The sequence below is a fragment of the Mycobacterium sp. genome, from assembly GCF_049673265.1.
GTDB lineage: Bacteria > Actinomycetota > Actinomycetes > Mycobacteriales > Mycobacteriaceae > Mycobacterium.
This window is the reverse complement of sequence record NZ_JBATXN010000132.1, coordinates 1-23497: the sequence shown is the minus strand read 5'-3', so window position 1 is coordinate 23497 and position 23497 is coordinate 1. Positions and strand designations below refer to the sequence as shown.

The following is a 23497-nucleotide window of genomic DNA, read 5'->3' as shown; positions in this document are numbered from 1 at the left end:
GTGCGCGATGTGCTGGCCGCCGGCGACTTCTGGGGCGGCGCCGGTTCGGTGGCCTGCCAGGAGTTCATCACACAGTTGGGTCGCAACTTCGAGGTCATCTACGAACAAGCCAACGCTCACGGCCAGAAGGTGCAGACGGCGGGCAACAACATGAACTCCACCGACAACGCCGTCGGCGGCAGCTGGGCGTAAACGGCACCCATTGCAGCCCGATTTCACCGGACTCGTCCAAACTGGTACTCAGGTCTGCACAGACGAAAGGAGAGCGACGTCATGCAGACGTTGAGTATCGCCGAGTTCGCGCTGCGGTTGGGCGTTGGGCTGGGCTGTGGCGCGCTCATCGGGATCGAGCGACAGTGGCAGGCGCGAAGGGCCGGACTACGCACCAACGCGCTAGTGGCCACGGGTGCGACGTTGTTCGTGCTCTACGCGGTCGTCACCAACGACAGCAGCCCAACCAGGGTGGCGTCGTATGTGGTGTCCGGGGTCGGTTTCCTCGGCGGTGGGGTGATCCTGCGCGAAGGCTTCAATGTGCGCGGGCTCAACACGGCCGCAACCCTGTGGTGCTCGGCCGCGGTCGGTGTGCTCGCGGCTGGCGGGCATTTCGTGTTCGCCCTGATCGCCACCGGCACCGTTGTCGGTGTTCACCTGCTGGGTCGCCCGCTGGGTCACCTGATCGACCGGGACAACGTGGTGGAGGAGGACGAGGATGACCAGCCGTACCAACTGCAGGTGATCTGTCGACCCAAGTCGGAAAAGTACGCGCGCGCCCAGATTGTCCAGCGCACCGGCAGCGGCGAATTTGTGCTGCGCGGTATTCACACGGGCCGTGCCGGCGACGACAGCGTTGCCTTGACCGCCTACCTGCTCAGCGATGGCCACGCGCCGTCCCGGCTGGAAAAGCTGGTGGCCGAGCTTTCGCTGCAAGCGGGCATCCAGGCCGTGCACTGGTATGCCGGCGAGCAGGACGAGCCGATGCCCCGCGCGCCGCACGCCGACTAGTCCGTCCGGCGACGATGCGGGCCAGCATCGGCCCGCTGAGAAGCCGGACAGTTAGTCTTGGCCTGTGAACGCGATCGCGGGTTTCTTATCCGTGCTGCCCGAGCAGATGCGGGACCCGGTGCTGTTCGCAATTCCGTTTTTCCTCGTGCTGTTGATCCTGGAGTGGACCGCCGCCCGCAAACTCGAACACATTGAGCGGGAAGCCAACGCCCGGCCCGGGTCGGGCGCCTACCTCACCGCAGATTCCTGGGCAAGCATCACGATGGGGCTGGTTTCAGTGGCCACCACGGCGGGATGGAAATTCATTGCGCTGCTGGGCTACGCCGCGATCTATGCATACGTGGCCCCGTGGCACCTATCCGCGACGCGTTGGTACACATGGGTTATCGCGATCGTCGGTGTGGATCTGCTGTACTACTGCTATCACCGCATGGCGCACCGGATTCGGCTGATCTGGGCTACCCACCAGGCCCATCACTCCAGCCAATACTTCAATTTCGCCACCGCGCTGCGCCAGAAGTGGAACAACAGCGGCGAGATTCTGATGTGGATCCCGTTGCCGCTGTTGGGTATTCCGCCCTGGCTGGTTTTCGTCAGTTTTTCGATCAACCTGATCTACCAGTTCTGGGTGCACACCGAGCGGATCGGCAGAATGTGGGCGCCTTTCGAATTCGTCTTCAACACGCCGTCACACCACCGGGTGCACCACGGGATGGACTCCGAGTATCTCGACAAGAATTACGGCGGCATTTTCATCCTCTGGGACCGGCTCTTCGGCACCTTCCGGCAAGAGACGTTCCGTCCGCACTACGGGCTGACCAAGCAGGTCGATACGTTCAACGTCTGGAAGCTGCAAACGCATGAATATCTCGCTATCGCTCGGGATTTCCGGTCGGCGACGGGCCTGCGCGACCGGCTGGGCTATGTTTTCGGCCCCCCGGCCTGGCAGCCTCGCTCGATCAGTCGACCTGAGGTAACCGTCAGCGGTTAGCGGCCGTTCATCAATCGTTTTATTTGCAGCGTGCCGAATAGTTCCATCGCAAAGCCAACGTCAGTAGGGTCGAATTTGTCGTGCGGTTGTACGACTCCCGCCCGGTATCTGCCGGGGCCGCGATGATGAGGAGGGTACGCAGTGGCAGACACACTCACCGAAGGACAAAAACTTGTCAAGGGTGAATCGCTGACCTCAAGTAACGGGGCCTACACCCTGACGTTGCAAGACGACGGGAACCTGGTGCTGGCATCGCGCGGCCATGCGATCTGGGCGACCGGCACCGAAGGCCAAGACGTGGTACGCGCCGAGGTCCAAAGCGACGGCAACTTCGTCGTCTACAGCGCCGACAAGCCGGTGTGGCACACCGACACCAAAGGCAAGAAGAACGTCAGGCTAGTCCTGCAAGACGATCGCAATCTCGTGCTGTACGCAGCCGACGGAGGTGCGGCGTGGGCGACGAAGACCGAGACCGACGCTGCGCCGCCACCCGAGCCAGAAGCCGAAGCCGCGCCTGCCGAGGCTGGGCCCGTCGCGGAGGAGGCCGCCGTCGAGGAGGCTGCGCCAGCACCCGAGCCGGAACCCGAACCCGCGCCACGGACCTACACCGTCGAGTCGGGGGATACGTTGTGGGCCATCGCGGAGCGGTTCTACGGCGACGGCAGCAAATACCAGATCATCGCCGATGCCAGCGGCATCTCCAACCCTGATCTGATCCACCCCGGAGAAGTGCTGACGATTCCGTGATCGCGATCGGGAGCGCGTCGCGCCTGGAGCGGGCGGCGCGCTCCCAAGTCACCGCTCTCTGCCATAACCGCGAGATGCGTTGGGTTGGGCCGGTAATCTGAAAGCCGGCCGGCGTCGCGCCGGCCCTCGACGGAGGGGAGTCGACGGTGCGCCATCCGGCAGTTGGCGCGTTCGTCGCGTCGGTTTTGGCTGCCTGCTTCTCCGGGGTGGTGGCCAGGGCCGACCCCGTGCTCGTCTTCCCCGGAATGGAGATCCACCAGGGCGGCCACCTGTGCACCTTGGGTTACGTCGACCCGGGCCTGCGGGTGGCGTTCACTGCCGGACATTGCCGCGGCGAGGGACCGGTTACCGACAAGGACAACAACGTCATCGGCAATCTGGCGACATTCCGGGACAACACGCCGAACGGCACAATTGTCGGCACCGACCAGCAGATCAACGATTACGAATCGATCGTGCTGACCAGCGCCGTCAACGCGAACAACGTCCTGCCCGGCGGACGCACGCTGCAATCGGACCCGGGTCTTGTCGTAACGCCCGGTGAGCCCGTCTGCCATTTCGGCGTCGTCACCGGCGAAACCTGCGGAACAGTCGATGCGGTCAACAACGGCTGGTTCACGATGGCCAACGGCGCCATCAGTCAAAAGGGCGATTCCGGGGGACCGGTCTACATCATCAGCCCCGCCGGACAGGCCTTGATAGTCGGGCTACTGAACAGCGTCTGGGGCAATCTCCCGGCGGCGGTGTCGTGGCAGGCCACCTCGCAACAGGTCCGCGACGATGTGGGGGTCTCCCACCACCCCGGCGGTCCGGCCGCGTAGCAACTCAGCGCGGATTTGCCAACGCGAAGACGGGGATTGATGGTGCGGCAGAACGTAATTCGTCATCGCCGGAGTCGGGTGTTAACCCCGCAACATGGCCTTTGACTTCCCAATACCACTTGTCCAGGTATCTCCTCAGCAGGTCCGGCTTGGCCACGTCGGCCACCTCGGTTGCGCGCAGTCGGCGACGACGCCAGCGTGGCCCGACATCCACGACGCTGGCGGCTCGGACATTGCGGGCCCACTGGGTGTTGCCCCGCGGAGACACTAGGTAGTCGACGCCGTTCACGCTGAGCACGTTGACGACGACACCGTGGGTCTTGCCGGACTTGCGGCCGCGCACCTGAAGCGCCTTGGTCCCGGCGATGCTGATGCCCACCTCCGCGAGCCAGCGAATCAGCGCGTTGCCGACTTGCGCGGTTCGATTGGGTTCGTCGTACCGCAGCGTCATGGCGTGTCCTTCGTTGCTCAAGAGAGCGGTGCTCTCGTTGAGTGTCACGGTGCCATACCGATGAACCGATTTCAAGAGCAGTGATCTCTTTTATGTCAAAATGGCTGGATGGGCAAGCGGCAAGAATCGCGTGAACGCATCGAGGCGCAGATCGTCGAGCTCGGCCGGCGCCATCTGGTTGAACACGGCGCGGCCGGGTTGTCGCTGCGTGCGATCGCCCGTGACCTGGGCATGGTGTCGTCTGCGGTGTACCGGTACGTGTCCAGTCGCGACGAGTTGCTGACGTTGCTGCTCATCGACGCCTATTCCGACCTCGCCGGCGCGGTGGATCGCGCCCGCGACGCTGTGCCGGACCTCTGGAGCGACGACGTCATCGCCATCGCGCATGCCGCCCGCCGCTGGGCCACTGCGCATCCGGCCAGCTGGGCGCTGTTGTACGGCAGCCCGGTGCCCGGGTACCACGCGCCGGCCGAGCGAACGGTCGGCCCCGGAACGCGAGTAGTCCGCGCGTTGTTCGATGCCGTGGGCGCCGGTATCGCGACAGGCGACATCATGTTGACCAATTACCCGGCGCAGCAACCTATTTCGTCGGACTTCGAACGCCTCCGGCAGACGTTCGGTTTCCCCGGCGACGATCCGGTCATCGCCAAGTGTTTCGCGGTGTGGGCCGGCGTGGTGGGAGCGATCAGCCTGGAGGTGTTCGGGCAATACGGCTCCGACACCCTGACCGACCCCGAAGCGGTGTTCGACACCCAGGTTCGGCTGCTTGTCGGTGTGCTGACCCAGCCCGGCATCAGCGCGACGCCGTACCGCGCAACGTCGCAGAATTAGAACACGTTCAACGACGGCTGTGGTGGCTGAACGAGCTGGCGGTGGCAACGTCTTTCTGCCGGGCCAGACGCTGGGCTATCCTGCGAGACGATGACCCTCTCCGTCGGTTCGCCCGTACAGATCGCCTGGGTAACTCACGACCTGGACGCCACAGAAACAGCCCTCACCGGCCTGTTAGGCGTAAAAAAATGGGTGCGGATACCCGATGTGCACTTCGCCCCGGACACCTGCAGCTACCTCGGCAGACCGGCCGACTTCGTCGCGCACATTTCGCTGAGCTATCTCGGCGATATGCAGCTGGAGCTGGTCACACCGGTCCGCGGTCCTAATATCTATAGTGACTTCTTGCGCGACAGCGGCCCGGGTCTGCACCACATCTGCATCGAGGCCGAAAGCCCCGAGCACTTCGAGGACACCTTGGCAAGCGCCACCGAGCACGGCGGGTCTGTGGTTCAGCAGGGCGTGATGCCCGGCGGTTTGCGGTTCGCCTACCTGGCCGCCCCGCAGGCCGGGGTGCCTTTTTTGGAGGTCGCGCACGTCTCTGCCGAGATGCGGCAGTTCTTCGACTACATCAAGCAGGAGCAGCGCCAATGAGTCGCGCCGGCGACGATGCAGAACGTAGTGATGTGGGGGTACCACCCAGCCGCGAAGCGGCGAGGGGGAGAGGAGCGGCGCCAATGAGTACCGAGATACCAGCAACTTTCAGCGCTGACGGCGTGTCGTCGTGGTCGGACGATGTCGACGTCGTGGTGATCGGTTTCGGTATCGGGGGCGGCTGCGCAGCGGTCAGCGCGGCCGCGGCGGGTGCACGGGTACTGGTGCTGGAGCGCGCGGCCGCGGCCGGCGGCACCACCGCGATGGCCGGAGGACATTTCTACCTCGGTGGCGGGACCGCGGTGCAGGAGGCCAGCGGGCACGCCGACTCCGCTGAGGAGATGTACAAGTATCTGGTCGCGGTGTCTCGTGACCCCGATCACGCGAAGATCCGCGCCTACTGCGACGGCAGCGTCGAGCATTTCAATTGGTTGGAGGACTTGGGTTTTCAGTTCGAGCGCAGTTACTTCCCAGGGAAGGCGGTGATCCAGCCCAACACCGAGGGGCTGATGTTCACCGGCAACGAGAAGGTCTGGCCGTTTCTCGAGCAGGCGGTTCCGGCTCCGCGTGGGCACAAAGTACCGGTACCGGGCGACACCGGCGGCGCCAGCATGGTCGTCGATCTGCTGCTCAAACGCGCGACCAGCTTGGGCGTGCAGATCCGGTACGAGACCGGCGCCACGGCATTGATCACCGACAAATCCGGAGCGGTCACCGGCGTGATGTGGAAGCAATTCTCCGATACCGGCGCGATCAGAGCGAAGTCGGTGATCATCGCCGCAGGCGGGTTCGTGATGAATCCGGAGATGGTGGCCACCTACACCCCGAAACTGGCCGAGAAGCCGTTCGTGCTGGGCAACACCTACGACGACGGGCTGGGGATCCGGATGGGCGTCTCGGTCGGCGGCGCGACCCAGCACATGGACCAGATCTTCATCACCGCGCCGGCCTATCCGCCGTCGATCCTGCTGACCGGCATCATCGTGAACAAGCTCGGCCAACGTTTCGTCGCCGAGGACTCTTACCATTCGCGCACATCGGGTTTCGTCATGGATCAGCCGGACAGTGCAGCGTTCTTGATCGTCGACGAGGCTCATCTGAAGCCACCGGAGGTGCCCCTGATCCCGCTGATCGACGGTTGGGAAACCGTTGCCGAGATGGAAGCTGCGCTGGGCATCCCGCAGGGCAACCTCGTCACGACGCTCGACCGTTACAACACCTACGCCGCACGCGGCGAGGATCCCGATTTCCACAAGCAGCCGGATTACCTTGCGCCGCAAGATAAAGGGCCGTGGGGTGCGTTCGACCTATCGTTAGGCAAGGCCATGTACGCCGGCTTTACCGTCGGTGGGTTGGCCACTTCGGTGGACGGCGAGGTACTGCGCGAGGACGGCACGGTGATCCCCGGCCTGTATGCCGTGGGGGCGTGTGCATCCAATATCGCCCAAGACGGCAAGGGATATGCCAGCGGCACGCAACTCGGTGAGGGTTCGTTCTTCGGCCGCCGTGCCGGCGCGCATGCCGCCACGCGATAATTACACCTGCGCCGGCTCGCGTTCCACCGGACCCAGTCGCCATTGGCCGCCACCGAGCAACTCGAGCTGCTGTTCGTGCAGCAATTCGACGGCATGCCGATGGCTGACGCTGACCACGACGCAGTCCGGCAGTTCCTGCCGAAGCATTTGGTAGAGCGCGAATTCGAGCCCTTCATCCAGCGCTGAGGTGCTTTCGTCGAGGAATACCGCCTTGGGTTTGGTGAGCAGAATGCGGGCGAAGGCGATGCGCTGCTGCTCGCCCGGGGATAGCACCTTGGCCCAGTCGCGCTCTTCGTCGAGCCGGTCGCACAACGGGGCCAGCGCGACCTTGGTCAGCGTTTGCCGCAACGTGTCGTCGGCGATGTCGCTGGGCGAATTCGGGTAGCACACCACGGTCCGCAGCGTGCCCAGCGGCACATAGGGCAACTGCGACAGGAACATCGTCTCGTTGTCGCCGCCCGGGCGGCATAGGGTGCCTGAGGCATACGGCCACAGTTCGGCCAGACTGCGTAGCAGCGTGGTCTTTCCCGATCCTGACTGCCCGGTGATCACCAGCGAAGAACCGCTGCCCAGCTGCACGTCGAGGGGGTCGATCAATTGGTCTCCGCCCGGCGTGCGCACTTCGACGTTGGCGAGTTCAACGGCTACGTCCCGACTGGGCTTGACGAGGATCGCCGGCAACGCGCGGCCCTTTTCGTTCGCGTCGACAAGCCCGTGCAACCGGATGATCACCGCGCGGTAAGCCGCGAACGCGTGGTATTGGTTGCGGAAGAACGACAACGAATCTGTGATCGCGCCAAACGCAGAGGCCGTCTGAGTCACGTCGCCGAGCTGGATCTGTTTCGCGAACAGCCGCGGGGCCTGGACTATCCACGGCAACGGGACGATTGCCTGCGACATCGACCAGTTCCACCCTTCTAATAAGATGGTCCGGCGAACAAACCTGCGGTAGTTGTCGATGATCGGTGTGAAGCGCCGCCACAACTGCGCCCGCTCGACGCCCTCACCCCGGTAGAAGCCGACGGCTTCGGCGGAGTCGCGCAGCCGCACCAGCGCGTAGCGGAATGCGGCGTTGAGCTTCTCGTTACTGAAGCTCAGCCAGATCAGGGGACGCCCTAGCCAGAACGCGACGACAGTCGCGATCAACACATAGATCAGCACGATCCAGAACATCGCGCGCGGCACCGTGACGCCCAAAAACAGCGGGCCTGAGAGGTTCCACAAGATCGCGGCGAACGAAATCACCGAGGCGACGGCGTGGACACCGCCGAGGACCAGCATTTGCTGCGTCCCGTTGCGTGGGATGTTCGGGGTGTCGCCGGCGCCGGCGGTGAAGATATCGATGTCCTGCTGGATTCGCTGGTCGGGATTGTCAATCGGCTCGTCGATAAACAGGTCCCGGTAGTAGGCCTTGCCGTCCAGCCAGTCGTCGGTGAGGTGGCTGGTCAGCCACATACGCCAGGCGATGATGAATCGCTGAGTCAGATAGATGTCAACCATGATCAGGGTTATGTAGATGGCTGCCAGCACGGTGAAATGCAGTAACGACATGTAAAAGCCGTGCTCCCCAGATTGTTCGACCTGGTGGTTGCCCGTTGCCATGCCCCTAACAAATATCTGCAACGACGTGTACAGGTCGTTGTGGAAGTAGCTGAATAGCACGTCAAGACGTACCGATAGCAGGACCGACAGCAGCAACACACCGAGCATTAGCCAGACTCGAACGGCATGACTTCCAGTGAAGTAGCCACCGCTGATCCGCCAGAACTGCCGACCCCAGACGGTCGAGTACCTCAGCACGGCCAACACGACCACGACACAAACTGCGCTGATCGCCCAGGCGATCGCGAGCCACCCGACGGAATGCAGGGTCTCCGCGGACCAGTCTCTAGACGGCGTGAACAGATTGGGGTCCAAGTTCGACATCTCCTCGTCGCAGAGGCGTTAGCCGGAACCGGGCGCCGCGCCTCGCAGGAATACTTCCCGTCCTTCCCCGCGAAGGTACCCGAGGGCGGCGGATAGGCTGCCGACATGAGCCGCGCCGTCGACGATGCACTGGGGGCACCCCCAGCCGCGCAGCGGCGAGGGGGAAGAAGCGATGAGGAGCGGCGCACATGAGCACCGACGCTCCGCCCAGCCAGACTGTGCACGCCGGCCGGCTCATCGCCCGCCGACTGCGCGCCAACGGTATCGACACGGTGTTCACCCTGTCGGGCGGGCACTTGTTCTCGATTTACGACGGCTGCCGTGACGAGGGCATCCGGCTGATCGATACCCGCCATGAGCAGACGGCGACTTTTGCCGCCGAGGGCTGGTCGAAGGTGACCCGGATGCCCGGGGTGGCCGCACTGACCGCGGGACCGGGCGTCACCAATGGCATGAGCGCGATGGCCGCCGCGCAGCAGAATTCCTCGCCGCTGCTAGTCCTCGGTGGTCGGGCGCCGGCGGGGCGCTGGGGGATGGGGTCGCTGCAGGAGATCGACCATATTCCGTTTGTGGCACCGTTGACCCGGTTTGCCGCCACGGCGCAGTCAGCAGTGGCCGCGGGGCGGCTCATCGACGATGCGTTGCGGGCGGCGGTTAGCGCGCCGTCCGGCGTCGGATTCGTCGACTTCCCAATGGATCACGTGTTTTCCATGGCCGACGACGACGGCCGCCCTGGCGCACTCACACAGCTGACGGCGCCATTCGCCGCCGACGGCGGCTCCTTGGACCGCGCAGCCGCGCTGCTGTCGGCCGCGCAGCGTCCGGTGATCATGGCGGGCACCAACGTGTGGTGGGGTCACGCGGAAACGGCGCTGCTTGGCCTGGCCGAGCAGCGACGGATACCGGTGCTGATGAACGGCATGGCCCGCGGCTGCGTGCCCGCAGATCATCCGTTGGCATTTTCCCGGGCACGCTCAAAAGCCTTGGCGGAGGCCGACGTTGCGGTCGTGGCAGGAGTGCCGATGGACTTCCGGCTGGGCTTCGGCGGGGTGTTCGGCCCAGAGACGCAGCTGATCGTGGCTGATCGCGCCCAACCTGACCGTGACCATCCGCGGCCGATTGCCGCCGGTCTTTACGGCGACCTGTCGGCGACACTGGCCGCGCTGGGCGAGCCGACGAGCGCGACTGGCCATGACGACTGGCTCGCCGATTTGCGTGCGGCCGAGACGACCGCCCGAGACCGCGAACAGGCCGAACTGGTCGACGACCGCAGCCCGTTGCATCCGATGCGGGTCTACGCCGAGCTGGCCCCACTGCTGGACCGCGACGCGATCGTGGTCGTCGACGCCGGCGATTTCGGCTCCTATGCGGGCCGGGTCATCGACAGCTATGTGCCGGGTGCCTGGCTCGACAGCGGGCCGTTCGGCTGCCTGGGTTCGGGTCCGGGCTACGCGCTGGCCGCCAAGCTGGCGCGGCCCGACCGCCAGGTCGTGTTGCTGCAAGGCGACGGCGCCTTCGGATTCAGCGGCATGGAATGGGACACGCTGGTCAGGCACAACGTGCCCGTCGTCTCGGTAATCGGCAACAACGGGATCTGGGCTCTGGAGCACCACCCGATGAAAGCGCTGTACGGCTATTCGGTGGTGGCCGAACTGCGTCCCGAGACCCGCTATGACGAGGTGGTACGAGCGCTGGGCGGACATGGCGAGCTGGTCACAACGCCCGCCGAACTTCGACCCGCGTTGAAACGCGCCTTCGAGAGCGGCCTACCCGCCGTCGTCAACGTGCTCACCGACCCCGCTGTCGCGTATCCCCGCCGGTCAAATCTGGCGTGACGCACCTGACGTACCGTTGATCTGTGCCAAAGACCACCAGCGCTTCCTCGGGGCGCCTCAGTAGCCGATTCTGGCGGCTGCTCGGAGCCAGCGCCGAGAAGAATCAAAGCCGTTCGCAGGCTCAAGCCAGCGCTTCTGCAGACTATGACGAGAAGGCCGCCGGCCTCGACGACGAACAGTTGCGCAAAGCCGCGGGCCTGCTCGACGTCGACGACCTCGCCGAAGCCGATGACATCCCACAGTTCCTTGCCATCGCGCGGGAAGCCGCCGAACGCGCGACCGGGCTAAGGCCGTTCGATGTGCAGCTCCTCGGCGCGCTGCGCATGCTGGCCGGCGATGTGATCGAAATGGCGACCGGTGAGGGCAAAACGCTTTCCGGAGCGATCGCCGCCGCCGGGTACGCGTTGGGCGGCCGACACGTTCACATCGTCACGATCAACGACTACTTGGCTCGCCGCGACGCCGAGTGGATGGGTCCGCTGCTGGAGGCGCTGGGCTTGACGGTCGGCTGGGTCACCGCCGAATCGACGGCCGACGAGCGTCGCGCGGCCTACAAGTGCAACGTCACCTACGCCTCGGTCAACGAGATCGGCTTCGATGTGCTCCGCGACCAGCTGGTCACCGATGTCGCCGACCTGGTGTCGCCCAATCCCGACGTGGCCCTGATCGACGAGGCCGACTCGGTGCTGGTCGATGAGGCGTTGGTCCCACTGGTGCTGGCCGGAACCACCCATCGCGAAACCCCACGGCTGGAGATCATCCGACTGGTCGGCGAGCTGGAAGCCGGCGGGGACTACGACACCGACCCCGATAGCCGCAACGTCCACCTGACCGAGGCCGGCGCGCGCAAAGTCGAAAAGCAGCTCGGCGGAATCGATTTGTATTCCGAAGAGCATGTCGGCACCACTCTCACCGAGGTCAACGTCGCGCTGCACGCGCATGTCCTGCTGCACCGCGACGTGCACTACATCGTGCGCGACGACGCCGTGCACTTGATCAACGCCTCCCGTGGCCGCATCGCCCAGCTGCAACGCTGGCCCGACGGTCTGCAGGCGGCGGTCGAGGCCAAGGAAGGCATCGAGACGACCGAGACCGGCGAAGTGCTGGACACCATCACAGTGCAGGCGCTGATCAACCGTTATCCGACGGTGTGCGGCATGACCGGCACCGCGCTGGCCGCTGGCGAGCAGCTGCGGCAGTTCTACAAGCTCAGCGTTTCCCAGATACCGCCGAATGCGCCGAACATCCGTGAAGACGAGACCGACCGGGTCTACATCACCGCGGCGGCGAAAAACGACGCGATCATCGCCCACATCATCGACGTGCACGAGACCGGACAGCCGGTGCTGGTCGGCACTCGTGACGTGGCCGAATCCGAGGAGCTGCACGAGCGGCTGCAGCGTCGCGGTGTTCCCGCGGTGGTGCTCAACGCGAAGAACGACGCCGAGGAGGCCCGAGTGATCGCCGAGGCCGGCCAACTTGGCGCGGTGACGGTGTCCACCCAGATGGCCGGTCGCGGCACCGATATCCGGCTCGGGGGATCTGACGAGGCCGACCATGACAAGGTCACCGAGCTGGGCGGGTTGCACGTCATCGGCACCGGCCGGCACAACACCGAGCGGCTGGACAACCAGCTACGTGGACGCGCCGGCCGCCAGGGCGATCCCGGTTCATCGGTGTTCTTCTCCAGCTGGGAAGACGACGTCGCCGCGGCCAACCTCGAACCCAACAAGCTGCCCATGCAGACCGACGAGGACGGCCGCATCGTCAGCTCTAAGGTGGCCGGACTGCTGGAGCACGCCCAGCGGGTCGCCGAGGGACGGCTGCTCGACGTGCACGCAAACACCTGGCGCTACAACCAGTTGATCGCTCAGCAGCGGGCGATCATCGTGGAGCGGCGCAACACGCTGCTCAGCAGCGCCGCCGCCCGCGAGGAACTGGCCGAGCTGGCGCCCGAGCGTTACGAGGAGCTGTCCGAGACCCTGTCGGAAGACCGCCTGGAAACGATTTGCCGGCTGATCATGCTCTATCACCTCGACCGCGGCTGGGCCGACCACCTTGCCTACCTCGCCGACATCCGGGAAAGCATCCACCTGCGGGCCCTGGGCCGGCAGAACCCGCTGGACGAATTCCACCGGATGGCCGTGGATGCGTTCGCATCGCTGGCCGCCGATGCGATCGAAGCGGCTCAGCAGACGTTCGAAACCTCGCCGACGATCGAGGACGAGCCCGGCGTGGACCTGTCCAAGCTGGCCCGCCCGACGTCGACGTGGACGTACATGGTGCACGACAACCCGTTGTCGGACGACTCGCTTTCCGCGCTGAGCCTGCCCGGCATCTTCCGCTAGGGCTGAAGCGAGCTAAGGTCACGGCTCATGGAGCGCGCCGGCGGCGATGCAGAGCGAGGCGATGCGGAGGAGCGGCGCCCATGAACAGGGTCGCCGACGATCGGCTGCTGACGGTGCCCAACCTGCTAAGCGGGCTCCGTCTGGTGCTGATCCCGGTCTTCATCTACCTACTGCTGGCTGCACATTCCGACGGTTGGGCGGTGGCCGTCTTGATGTTCAGCGGCGCATCGGATTGGGCTGACGGCAAGATCGCCCGGCTGCTGAACCAGTCGTCGAAACTGGGTGAGTATCTGGATCCGGCCGTCGACCGGCTTTACATGGTGACCGTCCCCATCGTTCTCGGGCTGCGGGGCATCGTGCCATGGTGGATCATTGCTGTTCTGCTGGTTCGGGACTTGCTGCTGGCCGCGGAGCTGCCGCTGCTGCGCACACGCGGGTTCACCGCGCTGCCGGTGATCTACATCGGCAAGGCCGCGACTTTTGCTCTTATGTCGGCCTTTCCGCTGATTTTGCTCGGCCACTACGACGCCACGTGGAGTCGTGTCATCCTGGCCTGCGGCTGGGCCTTTCTGATTTGGGGTACGTACTTCTACCTGTGGTCGTTCGTGTTGTACGCGGTGCAGGTGGTGTTGGTGATGCGCCGATTGCCTCCGGTGCGGCCCGGCCGCCGAAAGACGCTGAGCAGCAGGGCAGATGTCGATGGGTGAACAGTCACTCGGCGGTTATGACCCCTACGCGGGCCTCAGCTCACACGAGGCGGGGCGCCCACAGTTCATACCGGTGCCGTCGCTGCTGCGTGCCCTGCTTTCCGAGCACCTCGATCCCGGTTACGCGGCCGCAGCGGCCAAGCGGGAGGGCTCCGGCGAACCGCAGACCGGCCCAGCCCGCGTTTCGAATTGGGTCTGGGAAGCGTTGGCGGCCTTGCTGGTAGCCACGGTGTTCGCCGGCGCCGTCGCGCAGGCTCGGCTGGTCGCGCCGGGTGTCAGTGCGGCCCAACGAGTGCTGGCGGGCACCGTGCGCTCAGAGGAGACGACGACAAGCGACCTGACGGCACGCCGCAACGCGCTCACCGCGCAACGCGACGACGTCCAGCGGCGAGCGTTGGCCGAAGATGCTCAGGGCCAGCGACTGCTCGCCAACCTTGACCGACTCAGCCTTGCCGCGGCGAGCACCCCGGTCACCGGCCCCGGTCTGAGCGTCACGGTCACCGATCCCGGCCTCGCTCCGAATCTTTCCGACGTGTCCAAGCAGCGGGTGGCCGGAAGTCGGCAGATCATTCTCGACCGGGATCTGCAGCTGGTGGTCAATTCGTTGTGGGCCAGCGGCGCTGAAGCGATCTCTGTCGGCGGTGTCCGGATCGGGCCGAACGTGACCATCCGGCAGGCAGGCGGCGCGATTCTGGTTGACAATAATCCGATCAGCAGCCCGTACACGGTCCTGGCGGTCGGACCCCCACACTCTATGCAAGACGTGTTCAACAACAGCCCCGGCCTGCGCCGGCTACGGCTGTTGGAGGCGTCTTACGGCGTCGGTGTGGACGTCAGCGCCCGCGACAACCTCACGCTGCCCGCCGGCGCAGTCCGAGATGTCAAGTTCGCCAAGAAGATTGGTTCCTAGTGCTGAAATTCAACAGGGGAGCAGAGCACCGATGATCGGTATCGCGGCGCTGGTGGTCGGGATCGTGCTGGGTTTGGTATTCCATCCCAGCGTGCCGGAAGTCGTCCAGCCGTACTTGCCGATCGCCGTTGTCGCCGCGCTCGATGCGGTCTTCGGTGGGTTACGGGCCTATCTGGAACGGATTTTCGACCCGAAGGTTTTCGTGGTGTCGTTCGTGTTCAACGTCTTGGTCGCCGCATTGATCGTCTATGTCGGCGACAAACTGGGCGTGGGCACACAGCTGTCGACCGCGATCATCGTCGTGCTCGGCATCCGCATCTTCGGTAACGCCGCCGCGCTGCGACGCCGGTTGTTCGGGGCTTAGCTGGCATGAGGCCGACATGAACGACCCGAATCCCGAAGGCACGTCGCAGGACAACGCGCCAGAGTCCAACGCCGACGAGACCACGCAGCAACACAACCGCGGCACCGACGAGGCTGCGCAGCACGGCCGGCACGAGCTGCCGCCGCACCAACCGCGACCCGAGATCGGGGAGCTGAAGCCGCGGGGATTGCTCGGCACGCTCCGGCGCGGCCGCACGATCTTCGGCGCGCTGGCGGTAATGCTGTGCGTGCTGCTCGGTGTGGCCATCGCCACCCAGGTCCGCCAAAACACTTCCGGCGACTCGTTGGATACCGCCCGCCCGGCAGATCTGCTGGTACTGCTGGATTCTCTGCATCGACGAGAAGCGACGCTGAACACCGAAGTCGCCGAGTTGCAACGCACGTTGTCTTCGTTGCAGGCATCGGGCACCAGCGATCAGGCCGCCATTCAAAACGCGCAGGCCCGACTGGCCGCGCTGTCAATTCTGATCGGCACCGTCGGGGCCACCGGTCCGGGCGTCACCGTTCGGATCGACGATCCCGGACCCGGTGTGGCGCCTCAGGCGATGCTCGACGTGATCGACGAACTACGGGCGGCCGGCGCCGAGGCAATCCAGATCGGCGACGGCCATCAGGTGGTGCGAGCCGGAGTCGACACCTGGATCGTCGGCACTCCCGGTGCGCTAACCGTCGACGGCAAAACGCTCATCCCGCCGTATTCGGTTCTGGCCATTGGTGATCCGCCGACACTGGCGGCGGCGATGAACATTCCCGGGGGCGCGGTGGACAGCGTGAAACGTGTCGGTGGCACCATGTCGGTCCAGCAGGGCGAGAAAGTCGACATCACCGCCTTGCGGCAACCAAAACCGCGCCAATACGCTCAGCCAGGAAAGTGATTGACAACCGAGTGATCGAGTAGAACAGGAACACCGTGAGCGAAATTCCGCCGGATCTGCACTACACCGCTGACCACGAGTGGGTTCGCCGTACCGGGGACAACACCGTTCGGGTGGGAATCACGGACTACGCGCAGTCGGCGCTTGGCGACGTCGTGTTTGTCCAGCTGCCCGATGTCGGTACGCAGGTCACTGCGGGAGAGTCCTTCGGCGAGGTGGAGTCGACCAAGTCGGTGTCGGATTTGTTCGCACCGGTTTCGGCGAAAGTCGTTGCCGTCAACGGCGATCTGGACGGCAACTCGCAGCTGGTCAATTCGGATCCTTACGGTTCCGGCTGGCTCCTTGAACTGGAAGTCGACGGTGGGTCCTTCGATAAGGAATTCGCGGCCCTGCTGGACGCCGAGGCCTACCGCGCCACACTGGCCGAATGACCCCTGTTATGGTTCGCTGCGCCGACGGCATGGCGCGCCGCGCTGCGGGGAGGCTCATCCGCCGATCCGGCGGGGGAGGGCACATTGGGCTCCCGTGCGCGGTACGGTCGACACATCGACGGTCAAGGCAGGTGGGAAACCGGTTGAGCGGACCCAACCAGACAACGCAGCAGTGGCCAGTGAGGAGCAGCGGGTGACGGAGAAGGAAAACGACCAGACCTCTGATGAAGTCACGGTGGAGACGACATCGGTCTTCCGCGCCGACTTCCTCAATGAACTGGACGCTCCCGCACAAGCGGGTACTGAGACCGCGGTCTCCGGCGTCGAGGGACTGCCGGTCGGTTCGGCATTGCTGGTCGTCAAAAGGGGACCCAACGCCGGGTCTCGCTTCCTGCTCGACCAGGCGACCACCTCGGCCGGGCGCCATCCCGATAGCGACATCTTCCTCGACGACGTCACGGTGAGCCGGCGGCATGCGGAATTCCGGTTGGAGTCCGATGAGTTTCAGGTCGTTGACGTCGGCAGCCTCAACGGCACCTACGTCAACCGGGAGCCCGTCGATTCGGCGGTGCTGGCAAACGGCGACGAGGTTCAGATCGGCAAATTCCGGCTGGTTTTCTTGACCGGTCCCAAGGTCGGTGACGACGACGGAGGGCCCGGAAGCTAGTGACCGCGCCCGAGACCCCCGCGCTGGCCGGGATGTCGATCGGAGCGGTCCTCGACCTGCTACGGCCAGACTTTCCGGACGTGACGATCTCCAAGATCCGCTTCTTGGAGGCCGAGGGTCTCGTCACGCCACAGCGTGCGGCATCGGGCTATCGTCGGTTCACCGCTTACGACTGCGCGCGGCTGCGCTTCATCCTGACTGCTCAGCGCGACCAGTACCTGCCGCTGAAGGTCATCAAAGCCCAGCTAGACGCCCAGCAGGATGGCGAGTTGCCGCTCGCCGGATCCCCTTATGGGGTACCGCGATTGGTGTCGGTCGGGAACGGGACGCCTGCTGAGCCGGGCTCGGACCCGGCGGCGGTGGCACCCACCCGCATCCGGCTCAGCCGGGAGGATCTGCTCGAACGTTCGGCAGTGGACGCCGACCTGTTGACTGCGCTGCTCAAGGCGGGGGTGATCACCACCGGCCCAGGCGGGTTCTTCGACGAGCACGCCGTGGTGATCTTGCAGTGCGCCCGGGCCCTCGCCGAGTACGGGGTCGAGCCGCGTCACCTGAGGGCATTCCGGTCGGCCGCTGATCGGCAATCCGACCTGATCGCGCAAATCGCCGGCCCGCTCGTCAAGGCCGGCAAGACCGGGGCCCGTGACCGCGCCGACGACCTGGCGCGAGAAGTTGCCGCACTGGCAATCACGTTGCACACGTCGTTGATCAAGTCGGCAGTGCGCGACGTTCTGCACCGTTAAAGGACTAGACTTTCCTCGTCAGCTTGTGTTCGGCGGCTTGGTCTTACACCGCGGCGTCGAGCAAGGCCTGACACGGACACGGCAGCACGTGCGGAGGGCAGACACAGATGGGTGAAGTTCGCGTCGTCGGCATTCGCGTCGAGCAGCCGCAGAACCAGCCGGTGCTGTTGCTCCGCGAGGCCAACGGTGACCGCTACCTGCCGATCTGGATCGGCCAATCCGAGGCTGCAGCGATCGCTCTTGAACAGCAGGGCGTCGAGCCGCCGCGCCCGCTGACGCACGATTTGATCCGCGATCTCATTGCCGCACTTGGCCATTCACTCAAAGAGGTGCGGATCGTCGACTTGCAGGAAGGTACGTTCTACGCCGATCTGATCTTTGATCGCAACATCACCGTTTCGGCGCGGCCATCGGATTCGGTGGCCATCGCTTTGCGGGTCGGGGTCCCGATTTATGTCGAGGAGGCGGTTCTCGCGGAGGCGGGCCTGCTGATTCCCGACGAGAGCGACGACGAGCCCTCGACCGCGGTTCGCGAGGACGAGGTGGAGAAGTTCAAAGAGTTTTTGGACAGCGTGTCGCCCGACGATTTCAAGGCCACCTAGGGCCTCTGCACCGCCGTCAGCAACGCGGTCGGCACAGGTCAAGCGACGCTGTATCGAAGCCTCCAACATCACGGATGCGTCTCATCTGCGAGTTCGACGTCGACACGCCCTTTGGATAGCGTGGAGTGATCGCTACGACCGCCATACTTTGATCTCGAACTGATTAGTGCCTGATTGGTTCTAGAAGCACCGCAGCGTGTCGAAAAGCGTATGCTCACAAGCACTCGGCTGAGCAATCGCGGCTACCGGCAGCCCGCTAACGAGCGTGATCGGCGAGAGGAAGCACCGTGGGAGACCAACCACGTCACGACCAATTGGACCTCGAGTCCGTCACCGCGATCGACGACACCGCAGCAAGCCGCCCCGAACCCGCCGTCCGCGAACCTGTGCAAGCCGGCTTGTTCCCCGACGACTCGGTGCCTGACGAATTGGTCGGCTATCGGGGCCCGAGTGCATGCCAGATCGCCGGCATCACGTATCGCCAACTGGACTACTGGGCCCGCACGTCGTTGGTCGTGCCATCGATTCGCAGCGCGGCGGGATCGGGCAGCCAGCGGCTGTATTCGTTCAAAGACATTCTGGTGCTCAAGATCGTGAAGCGGTTGCTGGACACCGGCATCTCGTTGCACAACATCCGCGTCGCGGTCGATCATCTGCGCCAGCGCGGTGTACAGGATTTGGCCAATATCACGCTGTTCTCCGATGGCACCACGGTCTACGAGTGCACGTCGGCTGAAGAGGTCGTCGACCTGCTGCAGGGCGGACAGGGCGTGTTCGGCATCGCTGTCTCCGGGGCGATGCGGGAGTTGACCGGCGCTATCGCCGACTTCCCCGGCGAGCGCGCGGACGGCGGCGAGTCGATCGCCGCGCCGGAAGACGAGCTTGCCTCACGCCGGAAGCACCGCGACCGCAAGATCGGTTAACCCGAACTCGCACGTCGAGACTGCAACCACACACATCCGCCTCGGCGTGTCGTGTACGTGGTTGCAGTGTCGCGGCAGCTAACCGCCCATCTCAGCGTCGTTTCAACTCGGCTGCGTACCGTCAGCCGTGTGAATGAGGTTGCCAAACAGGCGCTGAGCAAGGTGCCCGCGGTCACCTTGGGCTTTTGGGTGATCAAGATCCTCGCGACGACGCTCGGCGAGACCGCCGGCGACACCGTAACGATGACGCTGAACTGGGGCTATCTGGCGGGTGTGGCGCTGTTCGCTGTCGCGCTGGTGGTACTGGTTGCCGCGCAGATCGCCGCCAAGCGTTTCAATCCGGTGCTGTACTGGGCGGCGATCGTCGCCTCGACGACGTTCGGCACCACGTTGGCCGACTTCGCCGACCGATCGCTCGGGATCGGCTACACGGGTGGATCGCTTGCGCTGTTGTGTTGTGTGTTGGTCACCTTGGGCCTCTGGCGTTGGTCGGCGGGAACGGTGTCGGTAGATACGGTCACGACGCCGAAAGCCGAGGGCTTCTACTGGGCCACAATCACGTTTTCGCAGACGCTGGGCACCGCACTGGGTGACTGGCTCGCCGACACCGGTGGGTTTGGTTACGAGCGTGGTGCGCTGGTGTTCGGCGCGGGGCTCGCCGTGGTCGCCGCGTTGTATTTCTGGACCAGCATCTCGCGCGTCACGCTGTTCTGGGTCGCCTTCATCCTGACCCGGCCGCTCGGCGCCACCGTGGGCGACTTCCTCGACAAACCCGTCAGCAACGGCGGCTTGGACGTGAGCCGCCCACTGGCTTCCGCGGTGATCGCGGCGCTGATCGTCGCGGCGATCATTGTCCTGCCGCAGCGCCCGGGACAGCACCCCGGCGAGAAAGAAGTTCCGAGCACCGCCGCCTAGCACTACGCCGTGTCCGCCCTTCGCCGCCGCGTAGCGGTAAGATCGGCTTCGCATCGCTCTGGTGCGGGAGAGTTCCGTAGCTGCCAGCCACGGACGCCGAAGGAGCAACACCTCTCCGTCAACCTCTCAGGCACCCGGACCGCGCCAGACCCCGATGCCTCTGGAAAGCGGTGGCCCTTGATCGGGTCGCCCGCCCATGGGGAAAGACATCCCGTCGCCGCGGATGTCGAATCTCTCAGGCACCCGGTTCGGGTAGACGACAGAGGGAGAGGAACGCACCGCACGTGCAGTTCCGCCTCGCGTCAGGAGTCCGCCAGAGTGTCCGACCACACCAGCCCGCTTTTCGCCGACCGACACATCGGTCCGGACAGCGACGCCGTCGCGGCCATGCTCGAGGTCGTCGGAGTCGACTCCCTGGAAGAGTTGGCGCGTCGCGCGGTGCCCGCCGGGATCCTCGACACGTTGACCGACACCGGCGCTGCACCCGGCCTGGATCAGCTGCCCCCGCCGGCCAGTGAGGCGCAGGCGCTGGCCGAGCTGCGGACCCTGGCCGATACCAACACCGACGCGGTGTCGATGATCGGGCAGGGTTACTACGACACGCTCACGCCGCCGGTATTGCTGCGCAACATCATGGAGAACCCGGCCTGGTACACCGCCTACACCCCGTACCAGCCGGAGATCAGCCAGGGCCGGCTGGAGGCTCTGCTGAACTTCCAGACCATGGTCGCCGACCTGACCGGTCTCGAAGTAGCCAACTCGTCGATGCTCGACGAGGGCACCGCCGCCGCCGAAGCGATGACGCTGATGCACCGGGCAGTCAAAGGTAGCGCCAACCGGCTGGCTGTCGACGTTGACGTGTTCGCTCAGACCGCCGCCGTGCTGGCCACCCGCGCCGAGCCGCTGGGCATCGAGATCGTCACTGCCGATCTGGGAGACGGCCTGCCCGACGGCGAGTTCTTCGGCGTCATCGCGCAGCTGCCGGGAGCCAGCGGGCGGGTCACCGACTGGTCTGCGCTGGCGTCGCAGGCACACGATCGCGGTGCGTTGGTGGCCATCGGTGCGGACCTGCTGGCACTGACGCTGCTCGCCCCGCCGGGAGAGATCGGCGCCGATGTGGCATTCGGTAACACCCAAAGATTCGGTGTGCCAATGGGATTCGGCGGTCCACACGCCGGGTACCTGGCAGTGCACACCAAGCATGCCCGTCAACTACCCGGCCGACTCGTCGGTGTTTCTGTCGATGCCGACGGCTCACCGGCCTACCGGTTGGCGCTGCAGACGCGCGAACAGCACATCCGCCGAGACAAGGCGACCAGCAACATCTGCACCGCCCAGGTGCTGTTGGCGGTGATGGCTGCGATGTATGCCAGTTACCACGGCGCGGACGGACTGGCTGGGATCGCCCAGCGGGTGCACGCTCATGCCGAGACGATCGCCGCCGCACTCGGTGACGCGCTGGTGCATGACACGTACTTCGATACCGTGCTGGCCAGCGTGCCCGGACGCGCCGACGAGGTAGTGATGGCCGCCAAGGCCAACGGCATCAACGTGTGGCGCGTCGACGCCGACCACGTGTCGGTGGCGTGCGACGAAGTGACGACAGACGAGCATGTTGCAGCGGTCCTGAAGGCGTTCGGTGTATCGGCCACCAAACACGGCGCTCTTGACGTCAACCTCGGGGCGGGCCGGACGTCGGAGTTTCTGACCCATCCGGCGTTCACCCGGTATCGCACCGAGACGTCGATGATGCGCTATCTGCGTGCGCTGGCAGATAAAGACATTGCGTTGGACCGCAGCATGATTCCGCTCGGCTCGTGCACGATGAAACTCAACGCCGCCGCAGAAATGGAATCGATCACCTGGCCGGAGTTCGCCCACCAGCATCCGTTCGCCCCGGCATCGGACACTCCGGGCCTGCGGCGCCTGATCGCTGATCTGGAAACCTGGCTGGTGCAGATGACCGGCTACGACGCGGTGTCGCTGCAGCCCAACGCGGGATCGCAGGGCGAGTACGCGGGGCTGCTGGCGATCCATGCCTACCACGCCAGCCGCGGCGAACCGCAGCGTGACGTGTGCCTGATTCCGTCCAGCGCGCACGGCACCAACGCGGCGTCCGCGGCGTTAGCCGGGATGCGGGTCGTGGTGGTGGCCTGCCGCGATAACGGCGATGTCGACCTCGACGATCTGCGTGCCAAGGTCAGCGAACACGCCGAGCGGCTTTCGACGCTGATGATCACCTATCCGTCCACGCACGGCGTGTACGAGCACGACATTGCCGAGATCTGCGCTGCCGTTCATGACGCGAGCGGTCAGGTCTACGTCGACGGCGCCAACCTCAACGCGCTGGTCGGGCTGGCCCGGCCCGGGAAATTCGGCGGTGACGTCAGCCACCTGAACCTGCACAAAACGTTCTGCATCCCGCACGGCGGAGGCGGCCCCGGCGTTGGACCGGTGGCGGCGCGCTCACATCTGGCGCCGTTCCTGCCGGGCCACCCGCTCGCGCCCGAACTGCCGCCGGGTCCGCCCGTCTCGTCGGCGCCGTACGGCTCAGCGTCGATATTGCCGATCACCTGGGCGTACATCCGAATGATGGGCGCACCGGGTCTGCGGGCCGCGTCGCTGGTTGCGATCGCCTCGGCCAACTACATCGCCCGCCGGCTCGACGAGTACTACCCGGTGCTCTACACCGGCGAGAACGGCATGGTCGCCCACGAGTGCATCCTGGATCTGCGGCCGATCACCAAGTCGACTGGCGTGACCGTGGACGACGTCGCAAAACGCTTGGCGGACTACGGCTTTCACGCTCCGACCATGAGTTTCCCGGTGGCCGGCACGCTGATGGTGGAACCCACCGAAAGTGAGAGCCTGGCCGAGATCGACGCGTTCTGCGACGCGATGATCGCCATCCGCAGCGAGATTGACCGGGTGGGTGCGGGGGAGTGGCCTGTTGAAGACAACCCGCTGCGCGGCGCACCGCACACCGCCGAGTGCCTGGTGGTCGACAAGTGGGAACACCCGTACACCCGCGAGCAGGCCGCCTACCCGCTGGGCCGCGAATTCCGGCCAAAGGTGTGGCCGCCGGTGCGCCGCATCGACGGCGCCTACGGCGACCGCAACCTGGTGTGCTCCTGCCCGCCGGTCGAGGCCTATACCTAACCGGCCCGGGCTACATGCCCAGCGCGGTCAGGATCTGTTGCGGCACGGTGTCCACGAGTTCGGTGATCATGCCGCCGATCGGGTCCACGCTGACGGTGGC

Annotated in this window: 23 protein-coding genes and 2 riboswitches; of the genes, 21 read left to right on the top strand and 2 right to left on the bottom strand. The window is 65.2% G+C overall.

All coding sequences use genetic code 11. From position 1 onward, the window contains the following. The 5 genes from WBF82_RS04770 to WBF82_RS04750 form a co-directional block, all read left to right on the top strand. Positions 1-192 (top strand): WXG100 family type VII secretion target (locus WBF82_RS04770; RefSeq protein WP_424381948.1); only part of this gene is annotated, 192 nt, incomplete at its 5' end. 81 nt (positions 193-273) lie between these two features. After that, positions 274-1002 (top strand): MgtC/SapB family protein, encoded by a 729-nt coding sequence (locus WBF82_RS04765; RefSeq protein WP_424381947.1) that lies wholly within the window; start codon positions 274-276, stop codon positions 1000-1002. Positions 1003-1066: 64 nt separating this feature from the next. Beyond that, the gene (locus tag WBF82_RS04760; RefSeq protein WP_424381946.1) at positions 1067-1993 is read left to right on the top strand and encodes a sterol desaturase family protein; all 927 of its coding nucleotides are present in this window, start codon (positions 1067-1069) and stop codon (positions 1991-1993) included. Between the two features lie 141 nt (positions 1994-2134). After that, a complete protein-coding gene (locus tag WBF82_RS04755; RefSeq protein WP_424381945.1) occupies positions 2135-2740 on the top strand; it encodes a LysM peptidoglycan-binding domain-containing protein in 606 nt (201 codons plus the stop codon). Positions 2741-2886: 146 nt separating this feature from the next. Beyond that, on the top strand, positions 2887-3561 hold the full coding sequence (locus tag WBF82_RS04750; RefSeq protein WP_424381944.1) for a hypothetical protein: 675 nt from the start codon (positions 2887-2889) through the stop codon (positions 3559-3561). Positions 3562-3565: 4 nt separating this feature from the next. Here the strand turns inward: WBF82_RS04750 and WBF82_RS04745 are convergent, their stop codons facing one another. After that, positions 3566-4012: a nitroreductase family deazaflavin-dependent oxidoreductase gene (locus WBF82_RS04745; protein WP_424381943.1), complete on the bottom strand. Its 447-nt coding sequence runs from the start codon at positions 4010-4012 to the stop codon at positions 3566-3568. A gap of 108 nt (positions 4013-4120) precedes the next feature. On the opposite strand from WBF82_RS04745, the gene WBF82_RS04740 reads away from it, so the two are divergent. The 3 genes from WBF82_RS04740 to WBF82_RS04730 all read left to right on the top strand — a co-directional run bounded on the left by WBF82_RS04740 (position 4121) and on the right by WBF82_RS04730 (position 6972). Continuing rightward, complete coding sequence (locus WBF82_RS04740) at positions 4121-4843, top strand: TetR/AcrR family transcriptional regulator (protein WP_424381942.1); 723 nt, start codon at positions 4121-4123, stop codon at positions 4841-4843. A 90-nt stretch (positions 4844-4933) separates the two neighbouring features. Beyond that, positions 4934-5437 (top strand): VOC family protein, encoded by a 504-nt coding sequence (locus tag WBF82_RS04735; protein ID WP_424381941.1) that lies wholly within the window; start codon positions 4934-4936, stop codon positions 5435-5437. A gap of 83 nt (positions 5438-5520) precedes the next feature. Continuing rightward, positions 5521-6972 (top strand): FAD-binding protein, encoded by a 1452-nt coding sequence (locus tag WBF82_RS04730; protein ID WP_424381940.1) that lies wholly within the window; start codon positions 5521-5523, stop codon positions 6970-6972. On the opposite strand, the gene WBF82_RS04725 is transcribed toward WBF82_RS04730, so the two are convergent. After that, the gene (locus WBF82_RS04725; protein ID WP_424381949.1) at positions 6973-8889 is read right to left on the bottom strand and encodes an ABC transporter ATP-binding protein/permease; all 1917 of its coding nucleotides are present in this window, start codon (positions 8887-8889) and stop codon (positions 6973-6975) included. It abuts the gene before it with no gap. A 197-nt stretch (positions 8890-9086) separates the two neighbouring features. Here WBF82_RS04725 and WBF82_RS04720 point away from each other — a divergent pair, with 197 nt between their 5' ends. From WBF82_RS04720 to gcvP, 13 genes are all read left to right on the top strand, one after another. Continuing rightward, positions 9087-10733 (top strand): acetolactate synthase, encoded by a 1647-nt coding sequence (locus tag WBF82_RS04720; protein ID WP_424381939.1) that lies wholly within the window; start codon positions 9087-9089, stop codon positions 10731-10733. Positions 10734-10756: 23 nt separating this feature from the next. Continuing rightward, positions 10757-13081: an accessory Sec system translocase SecA2 gene (gene secA2, locus WBF82_RS04715; protein ID WP_424381938.1), complete on the top strand. Its 2325-nt coding sequence runs from the start codon at positions 10757-10759 to the stop codon at positions 13079-13081. Positions 13082-13161: 80 nt separating this feature from the next. Then, entirely contained in the window at positions 13162-13788 is a 627-nt protein-coding gene (locus WBF82_RS04710; RefSeq protein ID WP_424381937.1) for a CDP-alcohol phosphatidyltransferase family protein, read from the top strand. Beyond that, on the top strand, positions 13775-14698 hold the full coding sequence (locus tag WBF82_RS04705; protein ID WP_424381936.1) for a DUF881 domain-containing protein: 924 nt from the start codon (positions 13775-13777) through the stop codon (positions 14696-14698). Before WBF82_RS04710 ends, WBF82_RS04705 begins: the two co-directional genes overlap by 14 nt. A 31-nt stretch (positions 14699-14729) precedes the next feature. Further along, on the top strand, positions 14730-15062 hold the full coding sequence (locus WBF82_RS04700; RefSeq protein ID WP_424076967.1) for a small basic family protein: 333 nt from the start codon (positions 14730-14732) through the stop codon (positions 15060-15062). 16 nt (positions 15063-15078) lie between these two features. After that, positions 15079-15957, top strand: coding sequence for a DUF881 domain-containing protein (locus tag WBF82_RS04695; protein ID WP_424381935.1), 879 nt, complete (start codon positions 15079-15081; stop codon positions 15955-15957). Positions 15958-15992: 35 nt separating this feature from the next. Beyond that, positions 15993-16388 (top strand): glycine cleavage system protein GcvH, encoded by a 396-nt coding sequence (gene gcvH / locus WBF82_RS04690; RefSeq protein ID WP_424381934.1) that lies wholly within the window; start codon positions 15993-15995, stop codon positions 16386-16388. A gap of 193 nt (positions 16389-16581) precedes the next feature. Further along, positions 16582-17055, top strand: coding sequence for a glycogen accumulation regulator GarA (gene garA / locus WBF82_RS04685; RefSeq protein WP_424076971.1), 474 nt, complete (start codon positions 16582-16584; stop codon positions 17053-17055). Beyond that, complete coding sequence (locus WBF82_RS04680; RefSeq protein ID WP_424381933.1) at positions 17055-17798, top strand: MerR family transcriptional regulator; 744 nt, start codon at positions 17055-17057, stop codon at positions 17796-17798. Before garA ends, WBF82_RS04680 begins: the two co-directional genes overlap by 1 nt. Positions 17799-17905: 107 nt before the next feature. After that, a complete protein-coding gene (locus WBF82_RS04675) occupies positions 17906-18400 on the top strand; it encodes a bifunctional nuclease family protein (RefSeq protein ID WP_219069199.1) in 495 nt (164 codons plus the stop codon). 287 nt (positions 18401-18687) lie between these two features. Further along, positions 18688-19323 carry a MerR family transcriptional regulator gene (locus WBF82_RS04670; RefSeq protein ID WP_424381932.1) on the top strand — a complete coding sequence of 212 codons (636 nt, stop codon included), beginning with the start codon at positions 18688-18690 and terminating at the stop codon, positions 19321-19323. A 129-nt stretch (positions 19324-19452) separates the two neighbouring features. Further along, on the top strand, positions 19453-20238 hold the full coding sequence (locus WBF82_RS04665; protein ID WP_424381931.1) for a hypothetical protein: 786 nt from the start codon (positions 19453-19455) through the stop codon (positions 20236-20238). Positions 20239-20292: 54 nt separating this feature from the next. Further along, a riboswitch (glycine riboswitch) is annotated at positions 20293-20390 on the top strand. Then, a riboswitch (glycine riboswitch) is annotated at positions 20391-20511 on the top strand. Between the two features lie 45 nt (positions 20512-20556). Then, complete coding sequence (gene gcvP, locus WBF82_RS04660) at positions 20557-23397, top strand: aminomethyl-transferring glycine dehydrogenase (RefSeq protein WP_424381930.1); 2841 nt, start codon at positions 20557-20559, stop codon at positions 23395-23397. Positions 23398-23497: the final 100 nt, after the last annotated feature.